This window comes from Streptomyces sp. NPDC007808, assembly GCF_042868655.1.
In the GTDB taxonomy this organism is placed as follows: domain Bacteria; phylum Actinomycetota; class Actinomycetes; order Streptomycetales; family Streptomycetaceae; genus Streptomyces.
Map to the genome: position 1 here is coordinate 520,826 of NZ_JBIAEQ010000001.1, position 22,638 is coordinate 543,463.

The 22,638-nt window shown below is 72.4% G+C and carries 18 protein-coding genes; 8 read left to right on the forward strand and 10 right to left on the reverse strand.

The features are described from left to right. Window positions 1-12: 12 nt before the first annotated feature. Window positions 13-492 carry an SRPBCC family protein gene (locus tag ACFYNL_RS02320; protein ID WP_388795100.1) on the reverse strand — a complete coding sequence of 160 codons (480 nt, stop codon included), beginning with the start codon at window positions 490-492 and terminating at the stop codon, window positions 13-15. 74 nt (window positions 493-566) lie between these two features. After that, complete coding sequence (locus ACFYNL_RS02325; protein WP_388795103.1) at window positions 567-1,397, reverse strand: DeoR/GlpR family DNA-binding transcription regulator; 831 nt, start codon at window positions 1,395-1,397, stop codon at window positions 567-569. 290 nt (window positions 1,398-1,687) lie between these two features. On the opposite strand from ACFYNL_RS02325, the gene ACFYNL_RS02330 reads away from it, so the two are divergent. Next, a complete protein-coding gene (locus ACFYNL_RS02330) occupies window positions 1,688-4,024 on the forward strand; it encodes a hypothetical protein (protein ID WP_388795106.1) in 2,337 nt (778 codons plus the stop codon). 65 nt (window positions 4,025-4,089) lie between these two features. Here the strand turns inward: ACFYNL_RS02330 and ACFYNL_RS02335 are convergent, their stop codons facing one another. From ACFYNL_RS02335 to ACFYNL_RS02350, 4 genes are all read right to left on the reverse strand, one after another. Beyond that, a complete protein-coding gene (locus tag ACFYNL_RS02335) occupies window positions 4,090-6,528 on the reverse strand; it encodes a right-handed parallel beta-helix repeat-containing protein (protein WP_388795109.1) in 2,439 nt (812 codons plus the stop codon). 109 nt (window positions 6,529-6,637) lie between these two features. Beyond that, window positions 6,638-7,243 carry a hypothetical protein gene (locus ACFYNL_RS02340; protein ID WP_388795112.1) on the reverse strand — a complete coding sequence of 202 codons (606 nt, stop codon included), beginning with the start codon at window positions 7,241-7,243 and terminating at the stop codon, window positions 6,638-6,640. Window positions 7,244-7,422: 179 nt separating this feature from the next. Next, a complete protein-coding gene (locus tag ACFYNL_RS02345; RefSeq protein ID WP_388795115.1) occupies window positions 7,423-8,250 on the reverse strand; it encodes an MOSC domain-containing protein in 828 nt (275 codons plus the stop codon). A gap of 42 nt (window positions 8,251-8,292) precedes the next feature. Further along, window positions 8,293-8,721 carry a DUF6643 family protein gene (locus tag ACFYNL_RS02350; protein WP_388795118.1) on the reverse strand — a complete coding sequence of 143 codons (429 nt, stop codon included), beginning with the start codon at window positions 8,719-8,721 and terminating at the stop codon, window positions 8,293-8,295. Window positions 8,722-9,017: 296 nt separating this feature from the next. Between ACFYNL_RS02350 and ACFYNL_RS02355 the strand changes: the two genes are divergently transcribed. Further along, window positions 9,018-10,295, forward strand: a complete 1,278-nt coding sequence (locus tag ACFYNL_RS02355) for a TerD family protein (RefSeq protein ID WP_388797240.1) — start codon at window positions 9,018-9,020, stop codon at window positions 10,293-10,295. 21 nt (window positions 10,296-10,316) lie between these two features. Here the strand turns inward: ACFYNL_RS02355 and ACFYNL_RS02360 are convergent, their stop codons facing one another. After that, entirely contained in the window at window positions 10,317-11,510 is a 1,194-nt protein-coding gene (locus ACFYNL_RS02360; RefSeq protein WP_388795121.1) for a glycosyltransferase, read from the reverse strand. 39 nt (window positions 11,511-11,549) lie between these two features. Here ACFYNL_RS02360 and ACFYNL_RS02365 point away from each other — a divergent pair, with 39 nt between their 5' ends. Together ACFYNL_RS02365 and ACFYNL_RS02370 are read left to right on the forward strand one after the other, a co-directional pair. Beyond that, window positions 11,550-12,335 carry a glutamate racemase gene (locus tag ACFYNL_RS02365; protein WP_388795124.1) on the forward strand — a complete coding sequence of 262 codons (786 nt, stop codon included), beginning with the start codon at window positions 11,550-11,552 and terminating at the stop codon, window positions 12,333-12,335. Window positions 12,336-12,441: 106 nt separating this feature from the next. Next, the gene (locus tag ACFYNL_RS02370) at window positions 12,442-12,984 is read left to right on the forward strand and encodes a hypothetical protein (RefSeq protein ID WP_388795127.1); all 543 of its coding nucleotides are present in this window, start codon (window positions 12,442-12,444) and stop codon (window positions 12,982-12,984) included. 261 nt (window positions 12,985-13,245) lie between these two features. On the opposite strand, the gene ACFYNL_RS02375 is transcribed toward ACFYNL_RS02370, so the two are convergent. Next, window positions 13,246-14,232: an O-antigen ligase family protein gene (locus tag ACFYNL_RS02375; RefSeq protein WP_388795130.1), complete on the reverse strand. Its 987-nt coding sequence runs from the start codon at window positions 14,230-14,232 to the stop codon at window positions 13,246-13,248. A gap of 522 nt (window positions 14,233-14,754) precedes the next feature. Between ACFYNL_RS02375 and lnt the strand changes: the two genes are divergently transcribed. From lnt to ACFYNL_RS02395, 4 genes are all read left to right on the forward strand, one after another. After that, window positions 14,755-16,368 carry an apolipoprotein N-acyltransferase gene (gene lnt, locus ACFYNL_RS02380; protein WP_388795133.1) on the forward strand — a complete coding sequence of 538 codons (1,614 nt, stop codon included), beginning with the start codon at window positions 14,755-14,757 and terminating at the stop codon, window positions 16,366-16,368. Window positions 16,369-16,494: 126 nt separating this feature from the next. Beyond that, entirely contained in the window at window positions 16,495-16,974 is a 480-nt protein-coding gene (locus ACFYNL_RS02385) for an NUDIX domain-containing protein (protein WP_388795136.1), read from the forward strand. 54 nt (window positions 16,975-17,028) lie between these two features. Then, window positions 17,029-17,847, forward strand: a complete 819-nt coding sequence (locus ACFYNL_RS02390; RefSeq protein WP_388795139.1) for a 3-hydroxybutyrate dehydrogenase — start codon at window positions 17,029-17,031, stop codon at window positions 17,845-17,847. 85 nt (window positions 17,848-17,932) lie between these two features. Further along, entirely contained in the window at window positions 17,933-19,873 is a 1,941-nt protein-coding gene (locus tag ACFYNL_RS02395) for a helix-turn-helix domain-containing protein (RefSeq protein WP_388795142.1), read from the forward strand. A 58-nt stretch (window positions 19,874-19,931) separates the two neighbouring features. On the opposite strand, the gene ACFYNL_RS02400 is transcribed toward ACFYNL_RS02395, so the two are convergent. Then, on the reverse strand, window positions 19,932-21,317 hold the full coding sequence (locus ACFYNL_RS02400) for an MFS transporter (RefSeq protein ID WP_388795146.1): 1,386 nt from the start codon (window positions 21,315-21,317) through the stop codon (window positions 19,932-19,934). A gap of 240 nt (window positions 21,318-21,557) precedes the next feature. Then, window positions 21,558-22,511: a cyclase family protein gene (locus tag ACFYNL_RS02405; protein ID WP_388795149.1), complete on the reverse strand. Its 954-nt coding sequence runs from the start codon at window positions 22,509-22,511 to the stop codon at window positions 21,558-21,560. Window positions 22,512-22,638 lie beyond the last annotated feature (127 nt).

Consider the following 22,638-nt stretch of genomic DNA (forward strand, 5'->3'; position numbering starts at 1 on the left):
AACCGGGATGGCCTAGGAGGCCGCTACCGCCAGCCGTCGGTCCAGCGTCGTGACCGTGTCCCGGAACACCCGGTCCAGGCCGGCCCGCGCGAGCCCGAAGGCGAACCGGAACGGAGCCGTCCCGTCCACCGCGAACGTCCACTGCAGCCGGGTGCCGGTCCCCGCAGGGGCGAGCCGCCACTCCTCGACGACCGCCCGCGCTCCGGGCGCGTTGGTGACGTCGACTCGGTAGGCGTACACCTCGGGGCTCTTCGCCACGAGGACCGTCTCCTCGAAGCGGGCACCGCCCCGCAGCCGGACCTCGCGCCGGGCCCCGCCGTCGAGCGGCCGGGCCAGGGTGACCGCCGAGAACCACTGTGCCCAGCCGGGCACGTCCTCGGCGAGCGCGTGGAACACGGCCTCCGGCGCGGCGGACATCTCCCGCGCGAAGACGTGCCGTACGGGCGCGCGCTCGATGAAGTCGAGCCCCACCTCGCGCAGCAGGTGAGCCATGGACGAAACCCCCTATGCCGACGCCGCTCCGGGCAGCGCCACCATAACTGGCACCTCGTCAGATGTCTGCACCCTCAGACGTCTACGTCCTCGTCGGGCTCGCCCGCCACCACCAGCCGCCGCAGATGCTCCGAGATCTCCGAGCGCGCCTCGGTCGCCAGACCGGAGTCCGTCACCAGGGTGTCGACCTGGTCCAGCGTCGCGAACGAACTCAACCCCACCACACCCCACTTGGTGTGGTCCGCGACCACGACGACCCGCCGCGCCGACTGCACCAGACGCCGGTTGGTCTCGGCCTCCGCGAGGTTCGGCGTGGACAGGCCGGCCTCGACCGATATCCCGTGCACGCCGAGGAACAGCACGTCGAAGTGGAGCGTTCCGATCGCCTGGTCGGCCACCGGGCCCACCAGTGAGTCGGACGGGGTGCGCACCCCACCGGTCAGCACGACCGTGGCCGCGCCCTGGCGAGGCCCCGACGTGCGCTGCGCCGCGTGGAAGACGTCGGCCACCCGCACCGAATTGGTGACGACGGTGAGGTCGGGAACGTCGACCAGTTGATGCGCCAGCGCGAACGTCGTCGTACCGCCCGACAGCGCGATCGCGGATCCGGGCGCGACCAACTCGGCCGCGGCCCGCGCGATGTCCTCCTTGGCCGTCAGCTCCAGACCGGACTTGGCTTCGAACCCGGGCTCGTGGGTGCTCGCCTCGACCACCGGGACCGCGCCGCCGTGCACCTTCTCCAGCACTCCCTGCCGGGCCAGCGCGTCGAGGTCACGGCGCACCGTCATGTCCGACACGCCGAGCTTGCGGGTCAGCTCGTTGACGCGGACCCCGCCTCGGCGCCGTACCTCGTCCAGGATCAGGGCGCGCCGCTGCTCCGCGAGGAGGTTCTGATTCTCGCTCACGTACGCTCCGGTCCTTTCGCCTCAGTCGTCCGACACACCCGCGCAACCCCTCCGACAAGGACATTCTCGCCCTCCCCGGGGCGCGGGAGGTCCCATACTCGCACGGGTCGGTACGGGTCGCGCCACTGGCCGTCACGACGCGCTCATGTCACTTCGCCAGGGTCCGTTCCCTTGTTCGTGTCACGGATCGGGGAGATTCCGTGACGAGAGGTGTAGGAAGCCTCATCAGCGGAGATCCTTGTGCCCGCACAGACAGAAGCCGACGGCTCGTCACGGGGGAAGTGCGAACCATGGAACATGCGCAAAAGCGCGTCGCGTCGAACGGGCCCCACGGCCCGGGTCCGCGGCCCGACGAAGCCCGGATCGCCCTGGAACTGCTGGTTCACGGGGTCGGCGGCACCACGCCGCAGGACATGCTCGACGATCCGCGCACCGTGCGGATCACCGGCGACGACACGGCCGCGGTGTTCCGGCGCGCCGACGACGTCGACGCGGAGGACAGATCGCAGGAGTACCAGGGCAGACCGGTGCCCGAGGCGTATGTCTGGTGCAACCTGACCTCGGGAAACAGCGCACGTGCCCTGTGGCTGCTGTTACTGCCGTTCATGGTGGTCAACCTCGCCCACTGGATGCGCCCCACCACCCGGGGGCGCGAGCGGACGGTGCGGCTGTACGGCCTGCTCGTGCGGCTCGCCGGGCTGACGCTCACGGTGCTGCTGGTCGCGGCCGCCTGCGAGGTCGCCCTCGACCTCACGGCCTGGCAGTGCGCGGGCACGCGCGCGTGCGCCGAGCGGCACAGCTGGCTGGGCTTCCTGTCGCCCGTGGTCTCCGACGGCGGCTGGTGGAGCCACCCCGGCCGCCGGCTCGCCCTGGCCGCCCTGGTCCCCGCCGCGCTGACCGGCCTGCTGTGGTACCTCTCCCGCCGGACCTGGAGCGCCTACGAGTCCCAGCAGCCCATGACCCACGAGCCCGAGCCCGCCGAGAAGCCCGGCCGTACCACCTTGGGCCGCCCCGGCTTCTGGTACGGCCGTCGCCTGGTCGCCCGACTGCGCGCCGCGCACACCACCGCCGGCCTGCTGACCGTCGTCGCAGCGGTCGGCTCGGCCGCGGCCCGCTTCGACCGCCGGCCGGGCGGCCCCGTCCTGCTCGACGTGCTGGGCCGGCTCCTGGAGGCGGCGATCGTCGTCGGGGCCGTCGCCGTGATCTGGGTGGTCTGCCGCCGGGGCCGCAGCGAGAACCGCCTCGACCGCGAACTCGACGAGCGTCTCGTACGGCGTCTGCCGCTCGCCGCCCTCGCCCTGCTGACGCTCACCCTGGTGTACGCAGGCTGGGAGCGGCCGGGCTGGCGGTCCGAGGGCCGCCTCCCGGGCGACGCGACCTTCGGTGCCCTCGCCTTCCTCCAGGGCCTGCTCGTGATCGTCCTGGCCGTCGTCGCCCGCGTCCTGCACCGCACCGACCCCGACCCGCGCGCCGCGATGCGGGGCCTGGCCGGACCGGCCGTGGCGATGCTGGCCTGCGCCCTGGGAGGCGTGATGTCCGGCGGCGTGTCCCAGCGGGTCTCCGACTGGCTGGACGGCACGGGCAGGTCCATCGACGGCCCGCCGGTCCTGCTGACCTGGCAGGCCTCCGTCATCCCACCGCTGCTCGTCCTGCTGCTGCTGCTCTTCGGCGTGCTGGCGTGGCGGGCCTGGCGGCTGCGCCGCGCCGAACTCGGCACGGTCGAGCGCGACTACGCCGGGGAGCCCCAGGACAGGGCCCGCACCCGCCGGATCGCGAGCACACGCGCGATGGCCACCCTCACCGACCGCGCCCCGCTCGTCGTCGCCGTCACGTCCACCGCGACCCTGCTCCTGGGTGCCGGAGCCCTGGTCGGCGCGCTGACCAGTGACAAGACACCGAGCGCGGCCGCCGACGGCACGTACGCCTTCGTCCACGGAGCCGCCGAGACGTCCCAGGCGCTCGGCTCCTGGCTGATCGGCGTCGGCTTCATACTCTTCGTCACCTGGGGCAGGCGCGCCTACAAGGACGCCTCCGCGCGCCGCACCATCGGCATCCTGTGGGACGTCGGCACCTTCTGGCCGCGCGCCGCACACCCCTTCGCACCGCCCTGCTACGCCGAGCGGGCGGTACCCGATCTGACCTGGCGGATGGCGACCTGGACACGAGCCGAGCCGGGGCGTCGCCTCGTCATCTCCGGACACTCCCAAGGCAGTGTGCTAGCCGCGGCCGCCGCCTGGCAGCTGCGGCCCTCGGACCGCAAGCGGGTCGCGCTGCTGACCTACGGATCCCCGCTGGAGCGCCTCTACGGCCGCTGGTTCCCCGCCCACTTCGGCCCGGCCGCGCTCGCCTCCCTGCACAGCGAGGTCGACTGCTGGCGCAACCTCCACCGGCCCACCGATCCCATCGGCGGCCCGGTCCGCCTGGCCGGCGCCTGCGGCCCCGCCGTGGACCGCGACGCCCTGAAGGACCCGCTGGCGTACGGCCGTACCGCCGAGCACCCGCTGCCCGCTCCCATCCGCGGCCACTCCGACTACCAGGCGGACCCGGCGTTCGCCGAGGAGCGGGAGCGACTGCTGGCGCGGCTGCGACCGGAGGTGCCCGGGCAACGGCCGGAGACCGACTGCTGACCTCCATGGTTCAGGAGGGCACGCGACGGCGGCGCCGCTCGCCCTGCCCGGCCCGAGCGGCGGCCTCAGGGCAGTTCCGGCAGGTCCTCCGCGTAGAGCAGGGTCAGCTCGTCCGTGCTCGGTTCGTCGAGCTGGGCGACCCGGCTCGCGTGTCGCTCCACCATGGCCTCGAAGGTCTGGCGTGCCGTGCGGCCGTTGCCGAACGCCGGGCCCTTGGGGATGGCCGTGAAGTACTTCAGCAGGGCCTCGGCGAGGCCCGGGCCGAGCCGGTACTCGTGCTCCTCGGCCTGCTGTTCCACGATCCGCAGCAGTTCGTCCGGGCCGTAGTCGGAGAAGGTGATGGTCCGTGAGAATCGGGACGCCACCCCGGGGTTGACCGACAGGAACCGCTCCATCTCGGCCGTATAGCCCGCGACGATCACCACCACCGCGTCCCGGTGGTCCTCCATCAGCTTCACCAGCGTGTCGATGGCCTCCTTGCCGAAGTCCCGGCCCGAGTCCTCCGGCGACAGCGCGTACGCCTCGTCGATGAACAGCACACCGCCGCGCGCCTTGTCGAACGCCTCCTGCGTGCGGATCGCCGTCGAGCCGATGTGCTCACCGACCAGGTCGACCCGCGAGACCTCGACCAGGTGGCCCTTCTCCAGGACACCGAGAGAGGCGAGGATCTCGCCGTAGAGGCGGGCGACCGTCGTCTTGCCGGTGCCGGGGGAGCCGGTGAAGACCAGGTGCCGCTTGACCGACGCCGCCTTGAGACCCGCCTGCCGACGGCGCCGGCCCACTTCGATCATGTCGGTGAGGGCGCGCACCTCGCGCTTGACGCTCTCCAGGCCCACCAGCGCGTCCAGTTCGCCGAGGACGGCCTTGGAGGTCCGCGCCGGCTTCTCCGGCTCGGCGGCGAGAAGAGGCTCCTGCTCGGTGCTGCGCTGGCCGGGGATCGCGCCCAGCAGGCCGGGGGACTGGCCCACGGTCTGCACGGCGGGTTCGGGCGTCGCCGGTGGCTGCCTCAGGCCGGCGCTCTCGTCACTGGTGCAGTCCTCCACCTCCGGGCCCGCCCCGGAGGCCGCGTCCGGGCCGCCCTCCGCGAACTCGTACCCGCCGCGCGCGCACCGCTCCGTACGGCACTTGCGCAGTGTCGTACGGCAGCCGTCGATCACGTGGAAGCCGTAACCGGCGCTGCCCCGCACCCGGCAGTTCAGGAAGGTGCCGCGCCCACCCGCCGAGACGTAGAACCCGGCCTCCGCGGGGGAGTCCACCGTGCAGCGCTCGATGGTGGGGTCGGCGCCCTTGGTGACGATGACGCCGGTCTGCATGCCGTCCAGGGTGCAGTTGTTGAGGGTGCCGCCACTGCCGTGGTCCCGGAACCAGGCGCCCGTCGCCGCGTCCCGGATCCGGCAGTCGTCGAGCTGCGCGGTGGCGCCGTCGCTCACCGACACGGCCGTGTTGCGCACCTGCGTCAGATCGCTGTCGACGACGTCCGCGCGCGAGCCGCGGTCCAGGACGAACAGGGCGTCCGGCACGTCGTGCACCCGGCAGGAGTCCAGAACCGCCGTGGCACCGTCGCTGACCCACACCGCCGGGTAGTCGCCCGTGCTGTCGAAGATCTCGCACTGGTTGGCGTCCACGCGGGTGCCCGGGTCCCACACCGAAAGGCCGTTGCGCCCGAACTGACGCACCGTCGTGCGGGTCAGGGTGAGCACGGAGCGGGACCGCAGATCGACGGCGTTCTCCGGAATGTCGTGGATCCGGCAGTCGGCCAGGGTCAGTACGGCGTCCGTGTCCAGCGTGACTCCGTCGGCGGTCGTGCGGTGCACATCGCAGTCGGTGAGATGGGCCGTCGCCCGGCCGGTGATCTGCACACCGGAACCACGGACCTCGTAGATCTCGCAACCGACCGCTTCCAGGGCGGAGTTCTCGCCGGTCGCCGTCAGGCCGGAGCCCGAGGCGTGGTGGATCCTGCAGCGCTCCAGACGAGGGTGGGCGCCGCCGCGCACGGCGATGCCCGCCTGGCCGGCCGCGACCACCTCGCACTCCTCGAACACCCCGCCGCCGCCGTCGAGTACGGCGATACCGATGCCGGCGGGATTGTCGACCGTGCAGCGGCGCACGGTCGGCCGGGCACCACCGCGCACCTCGATCCCGGCCGCGGACCGTGTGACGACCCGGACGTCCGCCAGCTCCGGGGCCCCTTCCTCGACCAGCAACGCGGGCGCCGCCGCGTCCTGGCCCTCCACATGCAGGTCCTGGACCACCGCGGAGGCACGCACCGTCAGCGGCACGCCGTCCACGGGCGCGATACGCACCGAGCCCGGGGAACCCTCGGGGCCGCGCAGGGTCACCGCCCGCTGGACGACGAGGTTCTCCCGGTACGTGCCGGGGGCGACGGTGAGGACGTCGCCGTCGGCCGCGGCCTCCAGGGCGGCGGCGAGCGAAGCGTACTCACCCGTGCGGCGCCGCCACCGCGATGTGCCGGTGTGCGTCACCTGGACCGTGCCCTGTGCCATGGCGTTGATGTGCCCCCACCTCGTAGTACGCGGGTTGTGCTGCCGAAGAGTTCGGCCGGTCCACCGTAGCGTGCGCGCGGACGGTGGGTTGACCAGAGCGGGAAGGCCGTCAGCTGCCGGTACCGGTCCGGCCCCAGTCGGGGCCCGCCTTGTCCCAGGCCTGGTCCCAACGGACGTACCGGCGAAGGACCATGCGCCACAGAACCAGCCGTCTGCCGCCCTCCACGAGGCCGGCGGCTATCAGGGCCGCGCCGAATCCGGCGAGCACGGCGTGCGTCGACGCCGTGGCGGAGTCCAGGGGACGGGGCACGGGGAGGCCCTTGCGGTCCGTCCATATCGTGAAGCGGTCGCCGGGGCGGGGGGCTTCGAGGTGCGCCGTGAGCGGTGCCCGGTGCACGGTGCCGTCCGGCGCGGTCCAGCCGGCCATGACGCGGCTGCGCGCGCTGCGACCCGTGGCGGACTCCGGGTCGGTGTCCAGCCGGGGGGCGTCCAGCTTGCGGAGCACGGTCGCGGTCACCAGGTGCCGGGACGCGCGCTGTTCGCGGACGGACTTCTGCAGGGCGTCCTGGGCCAGGCCGCCGACCAGGAAACCCGCCCAGGGCGCGACGACCAGGATCAGTGACAGGGCCGCGAGGGCGACCCAGGCCTCGACCAGATCGGTCGTACGCCGCAGCGGATTGCGCCGCCAGCGCCAGAGTCCGCTGATCGACCGCATCGTCCGGTCACCCCCCTTCCCGGTCCCGTGACAACCCCTGTCCGAGCCGTCCACCGACGAGCCCGTCGAAGACAGGGCGGCATCACCTGCGCCCGGGCCCCTCACGAATTTCTCACGACATCCCAACGCACCGGCCCCCGGCCCCGGTTCCCGGGCCGCGCGGCTCGGCGAGATCCTTCTCAGCCCAGGACCGTGACCGGGTCACCGACCCGGATCGTGCCGCGGGACAGGGGCACCAGATTCTGGCCGAACACCAGCTTGCCGTCGAGGCGTCGATGCCTGCCCAGGGTGTACAGGGGTTCCGTGCCGCGCTCGGCGGTGCTCTGGTCGGTCGTGGTCACCACGCATCGACCGCACTTCTTGGGGACGCGGAAGGCCACCTCGCCGATGGCGATGCGCGACCAGTCGTCCTCCGCCCAGGCAGGGCTGCCCGACACGACCACGTTGGGGCGGAAACGGTCCATCGGCAGCGGGCCCTCGTCCGCGTGGTCGCCTTGGGCGATGAGGGAGTTGAGGGCGTCGAGAGAGGCCGCCGAGGTGAGCAGCAAGGGGAAGCCGTCGGCGAAACCGACGGTCTCGCCCGGCAGCGCGTACTCGGGGTCCACGGGTCGGCGGGTGCCGGGGTCGTCCATGTGGACGAGTCGTACCGGCGTGCCGAGCCGGGCGCTGCACCAGGCATGCGCGGCCTCGTCCTCGGCGAGGACCGCCTCGACCTTGTCGCGGAAGATCTGCACGCGAACCGTGCCGAGCGGCCGGGGCACGGGCACGGTCAGTGGTTGCGCGTCCGGCCCGGACAGCCGGACGCCACCGCCGGGCAGCAGGTCGGCGGCGACGAGCGCGAGCCGTGGGTGCCGGCGCTGCGTCACGACCTTTCCCCCGTCGTCGATCAGCGCCCAGCGCCGGTCACCGGCCAGCCCCCAGGGCTCCACCACGGCCTCCCGGGGCGCGAAGCCCCGGCACGCCTTGACCGGATGGACGTGGATCGACAGCAGCTGAGCGTGCCCCATGGCGCCATCGTGCCAGGTGAGGCCGACAGCCCGGGGAACGGGTCAGTAGCCGCGGTACTGCTGGTTGTTGTACGGGTCCTGATAAGGAGCGGCGGGGCGCGGAGCCGCGGGGCGCATCGCCTCGTAACCCGTGCCGGGAGCCGCCGGCCGAGGCTGCTGCGCCTGCGGTCCCGGATAGCCGCGCGGCACGGCCGCCTGCTGCGGGATGTAGGCCGCGGGCGCCTGCTGCAGCGGAGAGGGCTGGGGCGCCTGCGGGTATCCGTAGGAGGGCTGGGAGGGTCCCGCGGGCAGGGCGGGCAGCGCGGACGGCAGGGCGGGCAGACCGCTGCCCGGAGTGTCGTACGCGGCGGGGACCCGGATCGGGGCGATCTGCGGGGTGCCCCGCTCGGCCACGAGCGAGTCGTAGATCGGGGTGTCCGGGAAGGAGGCGGAGTAGTAGCCGCCGCCATAGGTGGAGCGGGGGGAGGTCATGGCGCATACGTTAAGCCCACGATGTGCTGGTTGGGGAGACCGATAAGAGGGTTGTTTTATGTGTCCGTAGTGACGCGGGATCGCCAATGCGAGCGAACTTGTCAAAATGGGACGCAAACCCGGGCCTCAATCGTGTAAAGGCCGAGTTCCGGGCGGGTTACCGGCGGTTGAGCCCCCGGTTCACGGGCCCCTCATAGGACCGGCCCTGCCCGGGGAATAGGTTTGCCCAGGAGAGAACCCGATGAGCTGCCGGGGCGTGCCTGGCGCGGTGACCCGTGATGGGGGCGGACATGTCAATGCCGAAAGGATCGAATGCTCCGGTGCCGACCACGGCGCTGCGAGTCGAATTGGGCTGGCGCTCCGGGCCGGGCGTGCCCGACGCGGACGCCTCGGCGCTGCTGCTGGTCGGTGGAAAGGTGCGTTCCGACGGGGACTTCGTCTTCTACAACCAGCCCGAGCACGCCTCGGGCGCCGTCCGGCACGAGGGCAAGCAGGACGCCGGCGGCCGAGTGACCGACAGCCTGCTGGTCGACCTCGCGCGCGTGGAGCCCGCGATCGAGACCGTCATCCTCGCCGCCTCCGCCGACGGTGGTGCGTTCGGTCAGGTGCCCGACCTCTACATCGAGGTCAAGGATGCCGCCCGGGGCACCGTCGTCGCCCGGTTCGACAACCCGGGCGCCACCGTCGAAACCGCTTTCGTCCTCGGCGAGTTCTACCGCCGCCAGGGCGCGTGGAAGTTCCGCGCCGTGGGTCAGGGGTACAGCAGCGGCCTCGAAGGGCTCGCCACCGACTACGGCATCACGGTCGACGAGCCCCAGCAGCCCTCCCCGCCGGTCGCGCCCCCGGTGACCGTGCCCCCGCCCGTGGCGCCCCCGGTGACCACGCCGCCGCCCGCCGTGCCGCCGGTCCCCCCGCCCGTGCCCCAGGCACCGCCGGTCAGTCTCAGCAAGGTGACGCTCACCAAGGCGGCCCCCTCGGTCTCCCTGACCAAACAGGGCGGCACGTCCGGCGCCATGCGCGTGAACCTCAACTGGGAGGTGCGCAAGCAGTTCTCGGGCTGGGCCGCCAAACTGGGCCGCCCCGTCGCCATGCACAACGACCTCGACCTCGACCTGTGCGCCCTGTTCGAGCTCACCGACGGCAGCAAAGGTGTCATCCAGTCCCTCGGCAACGCCTACGGCGCCCTGCACCACCCTCCCTACATCCACCTCGACGGGGACGACCGCACCGGTGCCGTCGCCAGCGGCGAGAACCTCACCATCAACCTCGACCACCAGCGGGCGTTCCGGCGCATCCTGATCTTCGTGACCATCTACGAAGGAGCACGTTCCTTCGCCGACCTGCACGCCACGGTCACCCTCACACCGCAGCACGGCGCGCCGATCGACTTCTCGCTCGACGAGTGCACCGTTCCCTCGACGGTGTGCGCACTCGCCCTGATCACCAACACCGGCAGCGACCTGGTCGTGCAGCGCGAGGCCCGCTACCTGATCCCCGAGCGGGGAGTGAGCCCGCAGCGGACGGTCGACCACGCCTACGGGTGGGGCATGAACTGGACGCCCGGCCGCAAGTAGCGGGCACTCCACCGCCCGTGGTCACCCCTCGTCGGGCACCGCGTCCGGACGCGCGTAGGTACGCCCCTTCCAGGCGGCACCCCGCCCTCGGTAGTGCTGCACCGCGGAATCGACCGTCATGAGCAGATAGAGGAACGCGGTGACCGGCAGCAGCGGAGCGAGCCCCAGCGGCTGGCGGTAATGGCGGAGCATCGGCACGTACGTCCCGGTCATCACCAGCCAGGCGAGACCACCGCCGACCGCCGCGGCCGTGTCCCCGCCGACCAGACCCGCGACCGCGGCCACGGGCGGCACCAGGTACACCAGCACGAGCCCGGCGACCGTGCCGGCCAGCACGACCGGGCTGTGCCGCAGCTGCGCGTACGCGCTGCGTGAGACCATCCGCCACAGGTCGCGCAGCCGCGGATAGGGACGCACGCTGTCGACCCGCTCGGCCAGCCCCAGCCAGATGTGGCCGCCGCCGCCCTTGACGGCCCGCGCCAGCGCCACGTCGTCGATGACGGCGTGCCGGATGGCATCCGGAATCCGCGCCCGCTCGGCCGCCTCGGTACGCAGCAGCACACAGCCGCCCGCCGCGGCCGCCGTCCGCGCGCCCCTCCTGCCGATCCGGCGGAACGGATACAGCTGCGCGAAGAAGTAGACGAACGCCGGCACGACCAGCCGCTCCCACAGGCTGTCCACCCGCAGCCTGGCCATCTGCGAGACGACGTCGAAGCCCCCGGTGCGCGCCGCCGCGACCAGCACCCGCAGGCTGTCGGGCGCGTGCGCGATGTCGGCGTCCGTCAGCAGCAGGTACTCGGGGGCACGCGCGCGTGCCAGGCCGATGCCGTGCCGTACCGCCCAGAGCTTGCCCGTCCAGCCCGTCGGTGGCTCGCCGGGGGAGTCCACGGTCAGCGGCAGTCCACCGTGCCGCCGCGCGAGTGCGCGCGCCAGTTCCCCGGTGCCGTCCGAACTGCCGTCGTCGACGAGGAACACCTCCGCACGCCCCGGATAGTCCTGAGCGAGCAGCGACGGCAGGCTCGCGGGAAGCACCGCGGCCTCGTCGCGCGCCGGCACGACGACGCAGACGGGCGGCCACGCCCCCGGATCCCGCCGAGGCGGCAGCCTGGTGTCCGTACGCCAGAAGAAGCCCTGGCAGAGCAGCAGCCACACCCAGGCGGCCAGTGATACGGCGGAAGTCCACGCGATCGCGCTCACCAGCGCAGTCTGCCCCACCGGGCAGGTCCGCAAGGGCCCATCGTCTATCGTGGCCGGGTGAAGATCGCGCTGATGGACTCCGGAATCGGCTTGCTGGCGGCCACCGCCGCGGTACGGCGGCTGCGACCCGACGCACATCTCGTGCTCTCCCTCGACCCCGACGGCATGCCCTGGGGTCCGAGGACTCCGGAAGACCTCACGCAGCGCGCCGTGGCCGTCGCCGAGGCGGCCGCCGCGCACCGGCCGGACGCCCTGATCATCGGCTGCAACACCGCGACCGTGCACGCCCTGCCGACCGTGCGCGCCCGTCTCGAACCCGCAATCCCTGTCATCGGTACCGTGCCGGCGATCAAACCGGCCGCGGCCGGCGGCGGCCCGATCGCCATCTGGGCCACGCCCGCCACCACCGGCAGTCCCTACCAGCGCAACCTCATCAAGGACTTCGCCGACGGCGTGGAGGTCACCGAGGTGCCGTGCTTCGGCCTGGCCGAGGCGGTCGAGCACGCGGACGAGACGGCGATCGAGGCCGCCGTGGCAGCCGCCGCCGCGCTGACGCCCAAGGACGTGACGACCGTCGTCCTGGGCTGCACGCACTACGAACTCGTCGCCGAGCGCATCCGCACCGCCGTCCAGCGTCCCGGGTTCCCGCCGCTCGTCCTGCACGGTTCCGCCGGAGCGGTCGCCGCCCAGGCGTTTCGCCGCATCGGAGAGCAGCCCGCTCCCGGGGCCACCGCGGACGGGACCCTGACGGTGATCCTCAGCGGTCGCGAGGGAGCTCTGCCGGAGCCCGCCCTCGCCTACGAGGAAGGCCGCCTCCTCCAGGCGATCGCTTCTGCCCGGTGACCGGCGCCCCCGGCAACGGAAGCCCTCGCTCCGCCCCGCCACGGTCGGCCCAGTCACCCTCCGCAGCGCGGTACCAGCACAGCGAAACCTGAGTAACCTCATAGGCATGAGGGACCACCCCCACGGTAGGAAACCGCACCCTGATGTCTGGACCGGGCGGGCCACCAACCGGGTCCAGTGGCTGATGGCGCTCGTCGGCGCCGCCTGCATGGCGCTCGGCATCGAGCTCGCCATCGACTCGCCGTGGACGGACGGCGTCGCCCCGCTCGTCATGGCCGTCGTCGGCTGCATCGCCGCCGGTCTGCTGGTCCTCTTCGGCACCCTGGCGTTCGTGCACGTCGCGCTGAGAGTCGACCAGGAGTGCCTCGAAGTGCGCTGCGGTCACATCGGTGTGCCGCGTCGCCGTATCCCGCTGTCCGAGGTCGCCGGCGCCGACTTCGTCGCGCACGTCACCCCGCGTCACTGGGGTGGCTGGGGCTACCGGTGGCGGCCCGAGAAGGGCACGGCGGTCGTCGTACGGCGTGGTGAGGGCTTGGTGCTCCGGCTGTGGGACGGCCACACGTTCACCGTCACCGTGGACGACGCGGAGGCGGCCGTAGGAGTGATCAGGGACCGGATCCCGACGCGGGCGCCCGGCCCGGCGCACTGACCACGAGGGTTTCCTGCCTTCGCCGGGGGCGAGGCCGTCGACCATGCCGGTGTGAGGGAGGGCTCGCGGGTCGCGCCGGTGCGGGAGAGGGGGCCGCGGACCGTCACGGAAGGCGCCTCCGGTCCTCGCGCCGCCCGCCGGTGCCATGGACCGAGCCGGTCATCACGTGCGTGTACGTCCCGCTCGCTCTCCGGGCCTGTCGTTCGGATCATGCCGGTTTCGCGGGGCCCTGCTCGGGTCGGCTGAACGGAACCGTCTGTCTCAGCTCACCTGATCCGAGCGACAGGCTTTGGAGGGCTCGCCCAGGATCGGGCGTGCCGTGGCCAGGCCCGCCAGGAGGCCCGCGCCCACCGACACGGCCGTGAAGCTGAGCGCGTTGCCGACCGCGGCGATCGCCGCCAGGGCGGTGAGAGCCGCGCCCGCCGTGAGCGCGACGGGGGCGGGGCGCGCGGTGCGCCACAACGCGAACAGCATCCAGCAGAACGCCCCGGCCAGCAGGAGTACGCCGACGCCTCCTTGTTCCGCCGCCTGCTGCAGGGGCGCCGAGTGCGGCTTGCCGTCGGAGAGCAGTGTCCCGGACGCTGTCTGACTGAGCTCCCCGAAACGTCCGGGACCCACGCCCAGGACGAGATCCTCACGGGCGAGACGCAGTGCGTCCTGCCACAGCTGGATCCGGTGCGGTGTCAGCTGGTTCTCCAGCCAGGAGGCGAACCCGCCGGGCACCGCGCTCGCGGCGACCGCCCAGGTCAGGGCCGTGATCGCAGTCGCCGTCAGGACCAGTCCCGCGATCCCCGCGCCGCGTCGGCGGACGTGGCCGGCGGCGATCGAGCACAGGACGACAGCCGTACAGGTGACGAAGCCGACGGTCGAGCCGAGGACGGCCGCGGTCAGCGCGATCGCCACGGCCAGCGCGCGCAGCCCCAGTCGCAGGGCCGGTGCCGAGGCCGCCCAGGCAGCGCAGCACGCGGCACCGGCGGAGAGGGTCAGTACGGCGGCCGTCGCCCCGGCGTGGCCCAGCGGGGCGACGATCTGGGGCCCGGGGGACAGATGCGGAACGGCCAGCGTCAGCGCCGGTCCGGCCAGGGCTCCGGCGCAGGGCGCGGCCACCGGCAGCAGGGCTCCGCCGATCCGGCCGGCGGCGTAACCGGCGGCCACGGCGAGGATGGCGAGCAGGACACCCTCGGGTCGGCCGCCGTGTACGGCAGCCGAGATCAGCGACCACACGGCGCAGGCCCCCAGGACCACCACGCCCGCGGCATCAGAAACGTTTCGTCTGTCGCCGTCCTGATCCGGACCTGCCGCAGACGTCGTCTTCGTGAGACCCACCCCGCCCCCCGAACCCGGTCCCCCGACCTGTGACGGGCCTCAGCGCCTCCGCCCGGATCCGACCGGCCGGCAAGGCTGAGGCTCCGGCATACCGTAACCGCTGATGGGCGGTTTGTGGACGTCTCGTGCAGGAACGATGCGTCAGGTGGGTGCCGGGGGATCGCCGCGGACCGGGAACGGGCGCTGCGCGCTGAGCGGACGCAGACGGGAACCGCGCGCGTCGAGGACGGCCGAGGGGATCGGCCGAAGGGATCGGTCGAGGGGGTCGGCCGAAGGGACCGGTCGAGGGGAGTCGGCCGAAGGGATCGGCCGAAGGGATCGGCGCCGAGGCCGTGCGCCCGGCCGGGGCACTCCGGGTACCACGACCGCATACGCCCGCCTGGGAGCCCTGCTGTCGCCTGACCGCGCTGTCGGCGCCGAGGTCAACCGCCGTACACTCCCGGAGTGACCGTCACCGCAACTTCCGTGGACGAGTCGGACCAGGTGCAGCCGCAGATCGCCCCCGCCTCGCGGGCGGCCCGGCTCGTACGTCTGGTTCCGGCCCTCGCCGCGGCGCTCTCCGGAGTGCTGCTCTACGTCAGCTTCCCGCCGCGCACCCTGTGGTGGCTGGCCCTGCCGGCCTTCGCCGTCTTCGGCTGGGTGCTGCGCGGCCGCAGTTGGAAGGCGGGACTCGGCCTCGGCTACCTCTTCGGCCTCGGCTTCCTGCTGCCGCTGCTGGTGTGGACGGGAGTGGAGGTCGGCCCCGGCCCCTGGCTCGCGCTGGTCGCGATCGAGGCGGTCTTCGTCGCGCTCGTCGGCGCGGGAACCGCCGCGGTTTCGAAACTGCCGGGCTGGCCGGTGTGGGCGGCGGCACTGTGGATCGCCGGCGAGGCGGCACGCGCGCGTGCGCCGTTCAACGGCTTCCCCTGGGGCAAGATCGCCTTCGGTCAGGCTGACGGGATCTTCCTGCCCCTCGCCGCGGTGGGCGGCACACCGGTCCTCAGCTTCGCGGTCGTCCTGTGCGGCTTCGGCTTGTACGAGGCGGTCCGCCTGATGCTGGAGCGGCGCCGCACCCGGGCCGTCCAGCGGTCCGCCGCGGCGGTGGCACTGCTGAGCGTGGCCGTACCGGTGGTAGGGGCGGTGGCCGCGCGGCCACTGGTCAGCGACACGGCGGAGGACGGCACGGCGACGGTCGCCGTCATCCAGGGCAACGTGCCGCGCGCGGGCCTGGACTTCAACGCCCAGCGACGAGCCGTACTGGACTACCACGCGCGGGAGACCGAGCGCCTTGCCGCCGAGGTCAAGGCGGGCAAGGTCGAAAAGCCCGACTTCCTGCTGTGGCCCGAGAACTCCTCGGACATCGACCCCTTCGCCAACGCCGACGCCCGTGCGGTCATCGGCAAGGCCGCCAAGGCCATCGGTGTGCCCATCTCGGTCGGCGGCGTCGTCGAGCGGGACGGCAAGCTGCTCAACGAACAGATCCTCTGGGACCCGGCCAAGGGGCCCGTCGACACCTACGACAAGCGGCAGATCCAGCCCTTCGGCGAGTACCTGCCGCTGCGCTCGCTCGTCGGGGCGATCAACGAGAACTGGACCTCGATGGTCCGCCAGGACTTCAGTCGGGGCAGCGAGCCAGGCGTGTTCACCATGGACGGCGCCAAGGTCGGCCTGGTCACCTGCTACGAGGCGGCCTTCGACTGGACGGTGCGCTCCGAGGTCACCGACGGCGCGCAGATGATCTCCGTGCCGAGCAACAACGCCACCTTCGACCGCAGCGAGATGACCTACCAGCAGCTGGCCATGTCACGCGTGCGCGCCGTCGAGCACAGCCGGACCGTCACCGTTCCGGTGACCAGCGGGGTCAGCGCGATCATCATGCCGGACGGGACCATCACCCAGAGGACCGGCATGTTCGTGGCCGACTCACTGGTCCAGAAGGTGCCGCTGCGCTCCACCGAGACGCCCGCGACACGACTCGGCATCCTCCCGGAGATCGCCCTGGTGCTCGTCGCGGCGGGCGGTCTCGGCTGGGCGATCGGTGCCGGCGTGCGCACACGGCGCGCCGCCGACCCCGCCTAGCCCGCGCGGGAACCCGCGGGAACCCGCGGGAACCCGCTTGGATCGCCCGCGGAACCGGCCCGTACGGACGCCCCGCCCCCCGGAACTCGCCGGGGGGCGGGGCGTTCGCCCGTTAGGGTCGACGCCATGGCTACTCCTGACTTCATTCGCACGATCCGGGCCGCCGCCGGACACCAACTGCTGTGGCTTCCGGGCGTGAGCGCCGTCGTCTTCGACGACGAGGGGCGGGTTCTGCTGGGGCAGCGCGCGGACAACCGCAAGTGGACGGTGATCAACGGCATCCCGGACCCGGGCGAGCAGCCCGCGGCCTGCGCCGTGCGGGAGGTGTACGAGGAGACCGGCGTCCAGTGCGTCGCCGAGCGCGTGGTCCTCGTCCGATCCGGTGATGAGGTCACCTACCCCAACGGCGACATGTGCCAGTTCATGGACATCACCTTCCGCTGCCGGGCCGTCGGCGGCGAGGCGCGCGTGAACGACGACGAATCACTGCAGGTCGGCTGGTTCGAGGTGGACGCGCTGCCGGTGATGGGCGAACGTCAGCTGTTCCGTATCAAGCAGGCACTGTCCGATGAACCCACATGGTTCGAGCCCATGAGTTCTGGCTGAAGTATGGGTTTCGACCATATGTGGCCCAGCGACGGCGGTGCCTAGGGTCGAGCCATGACCCCGCCCAGCATCCTCCCGGCTCACGGCGCGTCCTCGCCCTCCCCGTCCTTCACGCTCGACCTCGGCGGCCGCAGCGCCCTCGTCACCGGTGCCGCCGGAGGCATCGGCCGTTCCTGTGCGCTGCGGCTCGCCGCCGCCGGGGCCAAGGTGAGAGCGGTCGACCGGGACGCCGAGGGCCTGGAGGCGTTGGCCGGGACGGCACGGACGCTCGCGGGCACGGTCGAGCCGCACGTCCTCGACCTCACCGACCTGGACGCCGCCGAGCTCGCCGCCGCCGGTACCGACATCCTCGTCAACAACGCCGGGTTCCAACTGGTGCGCCCCATACAGGACTTCCCACCGGACGTCTTCCACACGGTGCTCACCGTGATGGTGGAGGCGCCCTTCCGGCTCATCCGCGGCGCCCTGCCCCACATGTACGGGCAGGGCTGGGGGCGGATCATCAATGTGTCCTCGGTCCATGGGCTGCGCGCCTCAGCCTTCAAGTCCGCCTATGTGGCCGCGAAACATGGCCTGGAGGGGCTGTCCAAGACCGCCGCCCTGGAGGGCGCACCCCATGGCGTCACCTCGAACTGTGTGAACCCCGCCTATGTGCGCACCCCACTGGTCGAGAAACAGCTCACCGACCAGGCGCGGGCGCACGGCATCCCCGAGGAGCGGGTGCTGACCGAGGTGTTGCTGCAGGACAGCGCGGTCAAGCGGCTCATCGAACCGGAGGAGGTCGCCGAAGCCGTGGCCTACCTGTGCAGCCCCCACGCGTCCTTCGTGACCGGCACGTCCCTCGTCCTCGACGGTGGCTGGACCGCGCACTGACACACCTGACCATCGAACGTCCTGTCGACTTCCGAGTTGTCCACAGGGCTGACGAGGCGACGGGGAGTTGAGCAATCCTGTGACCATGCCCCGCGATCACGTCCACCCCGCCGAACGTTCCGCCACCGCTGCCGGAGCGCCCCTGAGCAGCGCCGAGACACCGTTCCTCGAACTGCTGGCCCGGGGCGCCTCGGCCGACGCCTACGAGCAGCCGGTGCTGCTCGCGCGGGCCGAGGGCAGACCCACCGAGCGGATCGTCGCCCTCGAACAGGCCAAGCTGCTCGCGCTGCGCGTGCGCTCCGAACTGGAGGGGCGCCGCAGACGGGAGGCCGAGCTGTCGGCCCTCTTCGAGACGGCCCACGACCTCGCGGGACTTCGAGACCTGGACGCCGTACTGCAGGCGATCGTGCAGCGCGCCCGCTCACTGCTCGGCACGGATGTCGCCTACCTCAGCCTGAACGACCCGGCGAGGGGCGACACCTACATGCGGGTGACCGAGGGGTCGGTCGCCGCCCGCTTCCAGCAGTTGCGGCTCGGCATGGGAGAAGGCCTCGGCGGGCTCGTCGCGCAGACGGCCCGCCCCTATGTGACCGACGACTACTTCAAGGACGACCGCTTCCAGCACACTCTCGCCATCGACTCCGGTGTGCGCGACGAGGGACTGGTCGCCATTCTCGGCGTGCCGCTGATGCTGGGTCACCATGTGATCGGTGTCCTCTTCGCCGCGGACCGCCGGGCCCGGGTCTTCGAGCGGGAGCAGATCGCGCTGCTCGGCTCCTTCGCCGCGCTCGCCGCGGCCGCCATCGACACCGCGAACCTGCTCACCGAGACCCGCTCGGCCCTCGCCGACCTGGAGCGGGCCAACGAGATCATCCGCGACCGCAGCGGAGTCATCGAACGGGCCTCGGACGTGCACGACCGGCTCGCCGAACTCGTCCTGCGCGGCGGGGGAGTGCACGACGTGGCCGCAGCGGTCTCCGAAGTCCTCGACGGCACCGTGGAGTTCACCGACGCCGCACCCGCCCAGGCACTGGAGGCCTCCCGCGCCGAGGGCCACGCCGTACGGCACGGCGTCGACTGGATCGCAGCGGTGTCCGCGGGCGGCGAACTGCTCGGCGCGCTCGTGCTGCGCGGGCACCCCGGCCTCGACCCCGTCGACCAGCGCACCCTGGAGCGGGCAGCCATGGTCACCTCCCTCCTGCTCCTCGCCCGGCGCTCCGCGGCCGAGGCCGAACAGCGCGTCCGGGGCGAACTGCTGGACGACCTGCTCGACGCCCGCGACCGCGACCCGCGTCTGCTGCGCGAGCGCGCCGCGCGGCTGCACGCCGACCTCGACGCCACCCATGTCGTGCTCGCCGCCCGCCTCGAAACCGCCGCGGCCGACGCCGACCAGGAAGCGGACACGCGTAGGCGCCTGTGGTCCGCCGCGTCCCACCTGGCCGCGACGCGACACGGCCTGGCCGCCGCCCGCGACGGCGGCACGGTACTGCTGCTCCCTCTCGAACCGGGCGACACCGCCTCCGCCCTGGCCCGCCGTACCGCCCGGCACCTCGGCACGGCCGTCCACGAGGCGGTCACCGTCGGCTCCTCCGCGCCCGTCGGGGACCTGGCCACCGACCCCGACACCGTGGCCGCCGCCTATGAGGAGAGCCGGCGCTGCCTCGACGCCCTGCGGCTGCTGGGTCGCTGTGGGGACGGCGCGGCCGCCGAGGACTTCGGGTTCCTCGGCCTGCTGCTGGCGGGGGACAGGGACATCACGGGCTTCGTCGGCCGCACGATCGGGCCGGTCGTCGCGTACGACGAACGGCGCGGCACCGACCTGCTGCGCACCCTCGACGCCTACTTCGCCTGCGGCATGAGCCCGGCCCGCACCAAGGACGACCTGCACGTCCACGTGAACACGGTCGCGCAGCGCCTGGAGCGTGTCGGCCGCCTCCTCGGCGACGACTGGCAGAGCCCGGCCCGTGCCCTGGAGATCCAACTGGCACTCCGTCTGCACCGGTTGTCGGGCTCGGCACAGCGCTGACCCCCGCACGCCGGGCGTACGGGGGTCGGATGCGCACAGCCGCCGGGCGGACCGCGGGTCAGACCCGGTGCGCGTCCGCCGCTCGGGTCGGCGTGGGCTCCGCGTCCGCCGAGGGCTCGATGTCGGCCAGGTCCCGGTGACGCGTCTCCTTGGCCACGCCCACCGCTACGACCGTCACGAGCGCCGCGGCCATGACGTACAGGGCGATCGGGGTGGAGCTGCCGTAGTCCTGGAGGAGCGCGGTGGCGATGAGGGGCGCGGGAGCACCCGCCGCGACCGACGCGAACTGGGCGCCGATCGAAGCACCGGAGTAGCGCACCCGGGTCGCGAACATCTCGGAGAAGAAGGCGGCTTGGGGCGCGTACATGGCGCCGTGCAGGACCAGGCCGACCGTGACGGCGAGGATCAGGTTGCCGAAGCCGCCGGTGTCGACGAGCCAGAAGAACGGGAACATCCACCCTCCCACGCCCACGGCGCCCAGCAGATACACGGGACGGCGGCCGATACGGTCGGACAACGCACCCCAGACCGGAATCACCGCGAAGTGCACGGCGGAGGCGATCAGTACGGCGTTGAGCGCGGTCTGCTTGGAGACACCGGCGGAGTTGGTGGCGTAGACGAGGATGAACGCGGTGATGACGTAGTAACTGATGTTCTCCGCCATACGCGCACCCATGGCCACCAGGACGTCACGCCAGTGGTGCCGCAGCACGGAGACCAGCGGCATCCGCTCGGCGTCGGCCGTATGCGCCGCCTTACGGGCCTCGGCCTGTGCCAGTGCCTGCCGGAAGACGGGCGACTCGTCGACAGAGAGACGAATCCACAGACCGACGATCACCAGGACACCGGAGAGCAGGAACGGGATCCGCCACCCCCACGTTCCGAAGGCGCTCTCCGAGAGCAGGGCCGTCAGCAGGGACAGCACGCCGGTCGCCAGGAGTTGTCCGGCCGGTGCGCCGGTCTGCGGCCACGAGGCCCAGAAACCGCGCCGCCGCGCGTCACCGTGCTCGGACACCAGGAGCACGGCCCCGCCCCACTCACCGCCGAGCGCGAAGCCCTGCACCAGGCGCAGCACCGTCAGCAGCACCGGCGCGGCGGATCCGATGGTCGCGTGCGTCGGCAGCAGCCCGATCGCGAAGGTCGCCCCGCCCATCAGCAACAGGCTCAGCACCAGCAGCTTCTTGCGGCCGAGCCGGTCACCGTAATGTCCGAAGACGAGCGCGCCCAAGGGCCGTGCGGCGAACCCGACGGCGTACGTCAGGAACGACAGAAGCGTGCCGACGAGCGGGTCGGAGTCCGGGAAGAACAGCTTGTTGAAGACGAGGGCGGCGGCGGAACCGTAGAGGAAGAAGTCGTACCACTCGATGGTGGTGCCGATGAGGCTGGCGGCGACGATGCGCCTGAGGTTGCCCGGCGGTGGGGGAGCGGTGGTTGCGGAGGCCATGTGCGCCACTTCCTCGTGTGCGGTGGGGACGGGTATGTGTTCGCACACCGTAGGAAGGTGCAGGTCAGGGGCACATGTGGTGGGGCAACATACTTCGGGGCGTAGTTGTGCGTGGGGCCACCATGCCCGTTCATGGACGCCGGCGGCGTCGAGTTCGCCGAGGCGGAGGTCGCCCAGGCGTTGCGTACGCCGCAGTCGAGGATGTCCCTGCTGACGCGACGCGGAGGTCCCCTCGGCCCCTCACAGCACCGCCACCGGGTTGACGGGCGAGCCGGTGCCGCCGGGGACGTTCAGCGGGGCCACGATCATCATGAATTCGTAGCGGGTGGCCTGCGCGCAGGCTGCGGAGAGTGCTTCCAGGTCCAGGTTGTCCAGCAGGGGCACGCCCATCGCGGTGATGGCGAGCGCGTGCACGGGGGAGGACACCCCCTCGACCGGGGAGGGCCGTACGTCGCTGTCGCCGTCGCCACCGAGCAGGGCGATTCGACGCTCGGCAAGCAGCGGCATGACGTCCACGTGGAAGCCGGCGCTGGCGTCGTCCGGGTTCCAGGCGCCGAGTTCCCGGCGGCGGCGAAAGTGGCCGGAGCGCAGCAGCACCGCATCGCCCTCGCCGATCGTCACGCCGAGTGCCTTCTCCGCGGCGAGGACGTCGTCGCTGCGCACGGCCCGGCCGGGCTCCAGCCAGTGGACGCCGAGGACGGCGGGCATGTCGATCAAAACGCCCCTGGCCACCAGGGGGCCGAGCGAGTCGACGGCGCCGAAGTGCGCGCCCTTGGCGTCGATGACCTCGGCGGCGGTACGGCCGTCGTAGAGCTGCCCCTGGTAAGCGATGTGGGACAACGCGTCGAGGTGGCTGACGCCCTTGCCGTGGTAGTCCACGGCGATGAAGTCCTTGTGGCAGGTGGGCTCAGGGGCCTCGATGTCGCCCAGCTCGGACATGTAGTGCAGGGCCGGCTTGCCGTTGTCCGGGCCCGGCACCGTGTTCCACGGCAGGGCCATCGGGACGACGGTCCCGGTGCGCACCAGTGCGGTGGCACGCCGGACGTGCTCGGAGGTCACCCGGTTCCAGGCGCCCCGGCTCGCGTCGGACCAACGCCCCCAGGTCCTGAGCGTGTCGAAGAGGGAGTCGAACTGCGCACGGGAGACGCGGGGTCCGTTGCCGGCCGCGGAGGGGAGAGGCGGGGAATCAGTCATGTGCTGCTCAGCGCTCCAAGGCTCACGGGTGTCGTCGACCGGCCCGGAAGGCGAGCCACGGTCGGGAATCCCGTCGGACTCCACGGCAGGGCATGCGCCGACGGCATTGTCGTCCGAGGCGACACGA